The organism is Parahoeflea olei (genome assembly GCF_001703635.1).
In the GTDB taxonomy this organism is placed as follows: domain Bacteria; phylum Pseudomonadota; class Alphaproteobacteria; order Rhizobiales; family Rhizobiaceae; genus Hoeflea; species Hoeflea olei.
The window spans coordinates 123,178-131,685 of the sequence record NZ_LQZT01000002.1; the positions used below are offsets into that span (position 1 = coordinate 123,178).

The following is an 8,508-nucleotide window of genomic DNA, read 5'->3' on the forward strand; positions in this document are numbered from 1 at the left end:
CGTTTGGGGCAAAACAAGCTTTCGGGCTTTGCAATTCCAAATGTTACCGCAACAAAATCAAGACCTTGCCTTTCCGTTTCGTGGCCTAGTGCAGGATCTTGGTTGCCAATGAGAGATAATCCCGCCCGTGGCAGATAACTCCCATCATATTTCCGGTGTCGCCGAACGGTATGCGTCCTCGCTGTATGAGCTGGCTTCGGAGGCCAAGCAGGTCGATGCCGTGGCGAAGGATCTCAACCGTTTTCAGGCGATGATCGACTCCAGCGACGACTTGCGGCGTCTGGTCGAAAGCCCGGTATTTTCCGCCGACGATCAGTCCCGTGCGATCGTGGCGCTGATCGGCAAGGCAGGCATTGCTGGCCTGGTCGGCAACTTCCTCAAGGTCGTTGCCCGCAACCGCCGCCTTTTCGCCCTGCCGGCGATCATCCGTTCCTATCACGACACCGTGGCGCGCGAGCGCGGCGAAGTGAGCGCCGAAGTCAAGACGGCGCATGCGCTGTCGGCCGCTCAGGAAAAAGAATTGATGGCTGCGCTTTCGGGCGTGACCGGCAAGACCGTGACGCTCAATGTCACCGTCGATGAGTCGCTGCTGGGCGGCCTGATCGTCAAGATCGGCTCGCGGCAGGTGGACACATCGCTTCGCACTAAACTTTCCACCCTTAAGCATGCACTGAAAGAGGTTGGCTGATGGATATCCGCGCCGCGGAAATTTCCGCAATTCTGAAAGACCAAATCAAGAATTTCGGCAAGGAAGCCGAAGTTTCCGAAGTCGGCCAGGTTCTGTCCGTCGGTGACGGTATCGCCCGCGTCTACGGCCTCGACAATGTCCAGGCCGGTGAAATGGTCGAGTTTCCCGGCGGCATTCGCGGCATGGCGCTCAACCTTGAAGCCGATAATGTCGGCGTCGTGATCTTCGGTTCCGACCGGGACATCAAGGAAGGCGACATCGTCAAGCGCACCGGCGCCATCGTGGACGTGCCGGTCGGTCCGGAACTGCTCGGCCGCGTCGTCGACGCGCTCGGCAACCCGATCGACGGCAAGGGCCCGATCAAGGCCAAGGAACGCCGCCGCGTGGACGTCAAGGCGCCCGGCATCATGCCGCGCAAGTCGGTGCATGAGCCGATGTCGACCGGCCTGAAGGCCATCGACGCGCTGATCCCGGTCGGCCGCGGCCAGCGCGAGCTCGTGATCGGTGACCGCCAGACCGGCAAGACCGCCATCATTCTCGACACGATCCTCAACCAGAAGTCCATTCACGACAACGGGCCGGACGGCGACAAGCTGTTCTGCGTCTATGTCGCCATCGGCCAGAAGCGCTCGACGGTTGCCCAGTTCGTGAAGGTTCTCGAAGACCGTGGCGCACTGAAATACTCGATCGTGGTTGCCGCGACCGCTTCGGATGCAGCTCCGCTGCAGTTCCTGGCGCCGTTCGCCGGCTGCGCGATGGGCGAATATTTCCGCGACAACGGCATGCATGCCCTGATCGGCTATGACGACCTGTCCAAGCAGGCCGTCGCCTACCGCCAGCTGTCGCTGCTGCTGCGCCGCCCGCCGGGACGCGAAGCTTACCCGGGCGACGTCTTCTACCTGCACTCGCGTCTCCTCGAGCGCGCTGCAAAGCTCAACGAAGACAATGGTTCGGGCTCGCTGACGGCTTTGCCGGTCATCGAAACCCAGGCCAACGACGTGTCGGCCTACATCCCGACCAACGTGATCTCGATCACCGACGGTCAGATCTTCCTTGAAACCGACCTGTTCTTCCAGGGTATCCGCCCTGCCGTGAACGTCGGCCTGTCGGTGTCCCGCGTGGGATCGTCCGCGCAGATCAAGGCGATGAAGCAGGTTGCCGGCTCGATCAAGGGCGAGCTTGCGCAGTACCGCGAAATGGCGGCCTTTGCGCAGTTCGGCTCCGACCTCGATGCCGCCACCCAGCGTCTCTTGAACCGCGGTGCGCGCCTGACGGAGCTGCTCAAGCAGCCCCAGTTCTCGCCGCTCAAGACGGAAGAGCAGGTTGCGGTGATCTTCGCCGGCGTGAACGGCTATCTCGACAAGCTGCCGGTCGGCGACGTCGGCCGCTTCGAGCAGGGCCTGCTGGCCTATATGCGCTCGGAGGGCAAGGACGTGCTCGAGACGATCCGCAAGGAGAAGGCGCTGAGCGACGACACCAGGTCGAACCTCAAGGCCGCCATCGACGCTTACGCCAAAACCTTTGCTTAAGGGCAACAGACCGAGGACGGATAACGGATGCCTTCACTCAAGGATCTGAAAAACCGGATCGCCTCCGTCAAGGCGACGCAGAAGATCACCAAGGCGATGCAGATGGTCGCCGCGGCGAAGCTGCGTCGCGCGCAGGAGGCGGCCGAGGCCGCACGGCCCTACTCGCAGCGCATGGCGGCGGTGATGTCCAACATCGCCCAGGCCGTGGGCAGCGGGGACGACGCCCCGCGGCTGATGACCGGCACCGGCAAGGACGACGTGCATCTGCTCGTCGTCTGCACGGCCGAACGCGGGCTGTGCGGCGGTTTCAACTCGCAGATCGCCCGCTTCGCCCGCGAACATGTCCGCAAGCTTCTGGCCGATGGCAAGACCGTCAAGATCCTGTGCGTGGGCAAGAAGGGCTTCGACATCCTTCGCCGCGACTACGCCTCGCTGATCATCGATCGGGTCGATTTCCGCGAAGTCAAGCGGATGAGCTTCGCCGAAGCCGAAACGGTGGCCGAGAAGGTCATGAGCCTGTTCGAGGAAGGCGCCTTCGACGTCTGCACCCTGTTCTATTCGGAATTCAAGTCCGTCATCAGCCAGGTTCCGACGTCGCAGCAGCTGATCCCGGCCACGGCCGGTTCGGCGGATGCAGCACAGTCCTCCGCGGCGATCTACGACTACGAACCGAGTGCAGAGGAGATCCTCGAGGATCTGCTGCCGCGCTCGATCAAGGTCCAGATCTTCAGGGCGCTGCTTGAAAACGTCGCAGGTGAGATGGGTGCGAAAATGTCCGCGATGGACAACGCGACCCGCAACGCCGGTGAGATGATCGACAAGCTGTCGATGAGCTACAACCGGCAGCGGCAGGCCCAGATCACCAAGGAACTCATCGAAATCATTTCGGGCGCGGAAGCGCTCTAAGGTACACGGAAGAGGGTAAGACACATGGCTAAGGCAGCTACCCCGGAAACCAAGTCCGCAGCGGAGAAGAAGCCCGCAGCGGCGAAGAAACCAGCGGCGGCCAAGAAGCCTGCGGCGGCTAGCGCCGCCAAGGCGGATACCGCAAAGAGCGCACCGGCGAAGTCCGGCGCAGTCGGCCGCATCACGCAGGTCATCGGCGCCGTGGTGGACGTCGCGTTCGACGAAGGCAAGTTGCCCCCGATCCTGAACGCGCTCGAAACCGAGAACATGGGCAACCGCCTGGTGCTCGAAGTGGCGCAGCACCTCGGTGAAAACGGCGTGCGCACCATCGCCATGGACTCGACCGAAGGTCTGGTTCGCGGCCAGCAGGTCACCGACACCGGCGCTCCGATCTCGGTGCCGGTCGGCGAAGAGACGCTGGGCCGCATCATGAACGTGATCGGCGAGCCGGTCGACGAAGCCGGCCCGATCAAGACCAAGTCGACCCGTGCGATCCACCAGGACGCGCCGGAATATATCGACCAGTCGACCGAGGCCGAAATCCTCGTGACCGGCATCAAGGTCGTGGACCTTCTCGCGCCCTACGCCAAGGGCGGCAAGATCGGCCTGTTCGGCGGCGCCGGCGTCGGCAAGACCGTTCTCATCATGGAACTGATCAACAACGTGGCCAAGGCGCACGGCGGTTACTCGGTGTTCGCCGGCGTCGGCGAGCGGACCCGCGAGGGCAACGACCTCTACCACGAAATGATCGAATCCGGCGTGAACAAGGAAGGCGGCGGCGAAGGCTCGAAGGCAGCCCTCGTTTACGGCCAGATGAACGAGCCCCCCGGGGCCCGCGCCCGCGTCGCCCTCTCGGGCCTGACCGTGGCGGAACATTTCCGCGACCAGGGCCAGGACGTGCTGTTCTTCGTGGACAACATCTTCCGCTTCACCCAGGCCGGTTCGGAAGTGTCGGCTCTGCTCGGCCGTATTCCTTCGGCCGTGGGTTACCAGCCGACGCTCGGCACCGACATGGGCGCCATGCAGGAACGCATCACCACCACCACCAAGGGCTCGATCACCTCGGTGCAGGCCGTGTACGTCCCCGCCGACGACTTGACCGACCCGGCACCGGCCTCGACCTTTGCCCACCTTGACGCAACGACCGTGCTGTCGCGCTCGATCGCCGAAAAGGGCATCTATCCGGCCGTGGACCCGCTCGACTCGACCTCGCGCATGCTCGACCCGATGATCGTCGGTGACGAGCACTACGAAACCGCCCGCCAGGTGCAGCAGACCCTTCAGCGCTACAAGTCGCTGCAGGACATCATCGCCATCCTGGGCATGGACGAGCTGTCGGAAGACGACAAGATCACCGTGGCACGCGCCCGCAAGATCGAACGCTTCCTCAGCCAGCCGTTCTTCGTGGCCGAAGTGTTCACCGGTTCGCCGGGCAAGCTCGTCGACCTCGCGGACACGATCAAGGGCTTCAAGGGCCTGGTCAACGGCGAATACGATCACCTTCCCGAGCCCGCCTTCTACATGGTCGGCACCATCGAGGAAGCGATCGAGAAGGCCCAGCGCCTGGCCGCAGAAGCCGCCTGAACATGAAACTGCCTGCGCAGTCCGGCTTCCGGCCGGGCTGCGCGGTGCATGAAACCCGCATTGCGATAAAGTGAACGTCATGGCTGACAGCTTCAATTTCGAACTCGTATCCCCGGAACGGCTGCTGATGTCTGCATCCGTGAGCCAGGTCGTGCTTCCCGGCTCGGCCGGCGAAATGACGGTGATGGCGCATCATGCCCCGACGATGACCACCATCAAGCCGGGCGTGGTCACGGTGGTGACCGCCGACGGCCAGAGCGAGCGCTATGTGGTGTTCGGCGGCTTTGCGGACATCGTGCCCGATGGCTGCACGCTGCTGGCCGAATCGGCCGTGGCGGTGGGCGATATCGACCGGGAAGATCTGGCGCGTCGTCTCCAGGACGCGCGCGAAGACCTCGCCGATGCCGGCTCCGACGCCGCCAAGCAGAAGGCGCAGGAATATCTCGACCAGCTGACCACGCTGAACGGCGCGATCCTGCCGGCCTGAGCTCGCCACCACGGACAATCAGATTTTTCAGGCGGCCCTTCGGGGCCGTTTTTTGTTGGGTGGCCGGGGCTATCGGAGCGACAGCTTGGGAGCGGGGTTTCAGGCGCGGGCTGCGCCGGCCATGGCAAGGAAGGTGTCGGGATAGGCGATCGGCCCGGCCCAGCCGGACAATGCGGTGTCGATGAGTTCCAGGGCCAGGAAACGGGGACCCTGGCAGGGGACTTCTGCCGCGTCGGCGGCGCGCGAGGTGAAGCCAAAGCGACCGTAATAGCCCGGCTGCCCGAACACGAACACCGAGCGCCAGCCACTGGCGCGGGCCGCCCCGAGGGCATGGCGCAGCAGTTCGGTTCCGACCTGCATGTCCCGCCAGGCGGCGAGAACGGCATGAGGGGCGAGCGCCAGTGCCCTCTCGGGCCCCTCGATCGGCACCAGCAGCACATGGCCGATGATGGTGCCGTCGATCTCTGCCACCAGCGCCAGCGACCCGCTCCGCTCGCGGGCGAGGGCGTCGCACCGGCTGGCGATCTCCGGCGCATAGATCGCGGCTTGCAGGGCGCGGACCGCGGCATGGTCGCCCGCGGCGATGGCGCGGTAGAGGGCCTGTCCGGCGATGCCGCGGCGCTCAGCCATGGTTGCCTCCGATCGCCCGGCGCACGGCGGCCCGCGCATGCAGCCGCGTGGCGTCATAGGCGGGAATGACGTCGCTGTCGGGCGGCACGATCATGCCGATCAGGGCGCATTCGATCACCACCGCCTGGGCGCCGCGATCGCGCAGCGCGACGATGGTCTCGGCGGCGAAGGCACGGGATTCGGAATGCAGGATCCCCTGTGCGACCTCCTCGGTCAGGATCCGCTCCATTTCCCTGCTCTGCGCTTCGTCGGGCGCGATCACCGAGATGCCGTAGCTGCTGGCAAGCCGGTCGCTGAAATAGTCGTCCTCGGCCGACTGCTGGGTGCCGAACAGGGCCACCTGGGTGCAGCCGTCCTTCTTCATCTCGGCGCCGACGGGATCGGCGATGTGCAAAAGGTCGAGCCCGGAGGCGGCGGCCAAGCCTTCGGCGACCTGGTGGATGCGCCTGTCGGCCGCAAGAAAGAAATCGGCGCCGCCGGCCTTCAGGCTCGAAGCCCCCGACGTCAGGACCGAATCAAGCTCCGAACGGTCGCGTGCATCGCCCTCGGCATCGCCGCTGTCGATGGAATGCAGCAGGATCCTTGCCGAACGGCCATCCCCGAGCGCCTTGCGGGTATAGTCGTTCATGATCCGGTAATAGGCGCCGACCGCTTCCGGGCTCAAGCCGCCGAGCAGGCCGATCAGCTGCATGTCAGCCTCCCGCCAGATGGGCGAAAGCGGTGACGACCTGATCATAGGCCTTGCGCTTGAAGGGGACGATCAGGTCCGGCAGGTCGCGCATCGGCTTCCAGTCCCAGGCGTCGAATTCCGCGCTGTTGCCGGCCGGTGGCGGATTGATCTGGATCTCGCTCTCCTGGCCGGTGAAGCGCAGCGCGAACCAGCGCTGCCGCTGGCCGCGATACCTGCCCTTGAGCCCGATGCCGATCATGTGCTCGGGGAGATCGTAATAGATCCAGTCAGGCGCCTCGGCGAGCACCTCCACCGAGCGCATGCCGGTTTCCTCGTAGAGTTCGCGCAGCGCCGCCTGGTAGGGATCCTCGCCCTCGTCGATGCCTCCCTGCGGCATCTGCCAGAGCTGCGGCGACCCGTCATATTCGGTGTTGCCCGCCGACAGGCGCCGGCCTGCCCAGACCAGACCCTCGGCATTGAGCACCATGATGCCCACGCAGGGACGGTAGGGCAGGTCATCGGCCTTGACCGGGGAGGTGCCGTGCTTCTTCTTCGATTTGCCGCTCATTGTCTTTCCGGGTCATCCGCGGTCGCCGAGACCGCCACGATTTCGATACCGCGCGCCTTGGCCTCGTTGGCCCAGGCCGCGATTGCGTCCACGCTCACGTCGAACGCGGAGGCCACGCCGACGGCCATGCCGTTGCGCCGGGCCGTCCGTTCCAGGTCGTCGAGCCTCGAGAGAATGTAGCCGCGCTCCTGCGTGCCGTCGAGCACCATGTCCGCGGCGGCGTAGGGAATGCCGAGGGTCCTGGCGAAGGTGCCGGTGAGCGACTGCGCCGAAGTGCCGTCATCGACGAACATGAGGCCCCGGTCGGCGATGTCGCGCATCACCGGCTCCAGCGCGTCGGGGTCGGCGAGGAAACGGCCGCCCATGAAATTGGTGATGCCGGTGTAATTGGTGATGCGGCCCATCGCGGCGTGCAGGTCGTCGAGATTGGTTTCCGCGCCCGCCGCCACCGTGAGCGTACCGGGGCCGGGATCGTTTGCCGGGTAATCAAAGGGTTCGAACGGGATTTGCAGCAGGATTTCGTGGCCCTGGCGGCGGGCTTCCTGCATCCAGCGCTGCAGCGAGTTGCCGTTGGCGGCGAAGGCCAGGGTGATGTCCTCGGGCAGGGTGCGGATCGCATATTGCGTGCCGGTCTGGCTCAGGCCGAGGCCGCCGACGATGATGGCGACGCGGGCGCCGCGCGCGCCGGACCAGGGCCGGGCATAGATGTCGAAGGCGCGCTCGTTTCCGGCTCCGCGCACCGGCAGCGGCCCCTGCGGTGTGTCGCGGGTGATGGCGGGGTCCGGCAGATGCGCGAGCCGCGGATCCTGGCCGATGCGGCCGGTCGGGGTCAGCAGCACCGGACGGTTGTCGGGCCGGTCGGCGGGCGCGATCTTGAGGATTTCCTGGCCGTCGTCGCCGAGCGTGGTGGAGATTTCCGCGCCGGACTGGCCGTGGCGGCTCGCCACCGCAGCGGCGCCGTCCTCTTCGACAGTGGCTTCAGTCCCGGAGGCGGCCGCGTCGCTCCCGGGTGTATCGCCGGGGGCGATTTCGGCGGGGTCGCCTGCGATCGGCGCTTCCCTGACGATCACGGCCTCATTGGTGGTGATGCGCGCGCCGGAGACCGAGATCCATCCGGCCGCGCCGACCATCGCACAGACCACGATCACGGCCAGCACCGGCGCCAACCGGATGCCGCCGGACCGGGGGGCCTCGGTTTTGCCGGCTCTGCGATCCTGGCCCAGTGGCTTATGGATATTGTCGCCCACGCTGTTCCGCCCGACTCCCGATCACCGTCATTGAATCAGTCGGCCGCCCCGCTTGCAAGCCGGAACGGTCTGCAGGCGGGGCGGCCGGGAGATCATGCGTCAGTTCTTGTTGAGCGCCTGGTCGGGGTTGGGCGGGAAGGCCGGATCGGTCTTCACGCCGCGCAGCAGGTCAAGCGCGTAGTTGAGCTGGACGTCGTCC

Annotated in this window: 9 protein-coding genes; 5 read left to right on the top strand and 4 right to left on the bottom strand. The window is 65.5% G+C overall.

From position 1 onward, the window contains the following. The first annotated feature begins 127 nt into the window (after nucleotides 1–127). From AWJ14_RS03685 to AWJ14_RS03705, 5 genes are all read left to right on the top strand, one after another. Nucleotides 128–688, top strand: a complete 561-nt coding sequence (locus tag AWJ14_RS03685; protein ID WP_066175107.1) for a F0F1 ATP synthase subunit delta — start codon at nucleotides 128–130, stop codon at nucleotides 686–688. Then, nucleotides 688–2,217: a F0F1 ATP synthase subunit alpha gene (gene atpA / locus AWJ14_RS03690; protein WP_066175109.1), complete on the top strand. Its 1,530-nt coding sequence runs from the start codon at nucleotides 688–690 to the stop codon at nucleotides 2,215–2,217. Before AWJ14_RS03685 ends, atpA begins: the two co-directional genes overlap by 1 nt. Nucleotides 2,218–2,244: 27 nt before the next feature. Then, nucleotides 2,245–3,123, top strand: coding sequence for a F0F1 ATP synthase subunit gamma (locus AWJ14_RS03695; RefSeq protein WP_066175111.1), 879 nt, complete (start codon nucleotides 2,245–2,247; stop codon nucleotides 3,121–3,123). Between the two features lie 24 nt (nucleotides 3,124–3,147). Continuing rightward, the gene (gene atpD / locus AWJ14_RS03700; protein ID WP_066175113.1) at nucleotides 3,148–4,707 is read left to right on the top strand and encodes a F0F1 ATP synthase subunit beta; all 1,560 of its coding nucleotides are present in this window, start codon (nucleotides 3,148–3,150) and stop codon (nucleotides 4,705–4,707) included. Between the two features lie 79 nt (nucleotides 4,708–4,786). Next, the gene (locus AWJ14_RS03705; RefSeq protein ID WP_066175114.1) at nucleotides 4,787–5,194 is read left to right on the top strand and encodes a F0F1 ATP synthase subunit epsilon; all 408 of its coding nucleotides are present in this window, start codon (nucleotides 4,787–4,789) and stop codon (nucleotides 5,192–5,194) included. Between the two features lie 99 nt (nucleotides 5,195–5,293). On the opposite strand, the gene AWJ14_RS03710 is transcribed toward AWJ14_RS03705, so the two are convergent. The 4 genes from AWJ14_RS03710 to AWJ14_RS03725 are packed head-to-tail and all read right to left on the bottom strand — an operon-like array spanning nucleotide 5,294 to nucleotide 8,309. Then, the gene (locus AWJ14_RS03710) at nucleotides 5,294–5,824 is read right to left on the bottom strand and encodes a GNAT family N-acetyltransferase (protein ID WP_066175115.1); all 531 of its coding nucleotides are present in this window, start codon (nucleotides 5,822–5,824) and stop codon (nucleotides 5,294–5,296) included. Then, entirely contained in the window at nucleotides 5,817–6,515 is a 699-nt protein-coding gene (locus tag AWJ14_RS03715; RefSeq protein WP_171904812.1) for an aspartate/glutamate racemase family protein, read from the bottom strand. Before AWJ14_RS03715 ends, AWJ14_RS03710 begins: the two co-directional genes overlap by 8 nt. Nucleotide 6,516: 1 nt before the next feature. Then, a complete protein-coding gene (locus AWJ14_RS03720; protein WP_066175118.1) occupies nucleotides 6,517–7,062 on the bottom strand; it encodes an RNA pyrophosphohydrolase in 546 nt (181 codons plus the stop codon). Further along, nucleotides 7,059–8,309 carry a divergent polysaccharide deacetylase family protein gene (locus AWJ14_RS03725; protein ID WP_066175120.1) on the bottom strand — a complete coding sequence of 417 codons (1,251 nt, stop codon included), beginning with the start codon at nucleotides 8,307–8,309 and terminating at the stop codon, nucleotides 7,059–7,061. The genes AWJ14_RS03720 and AWJ14_RS03725 overlap by 4 nt, the downstream gene beginning before the upstream one ends. Nucleotides 8,310–8,508: the final 199 nt, after the last annotated feature.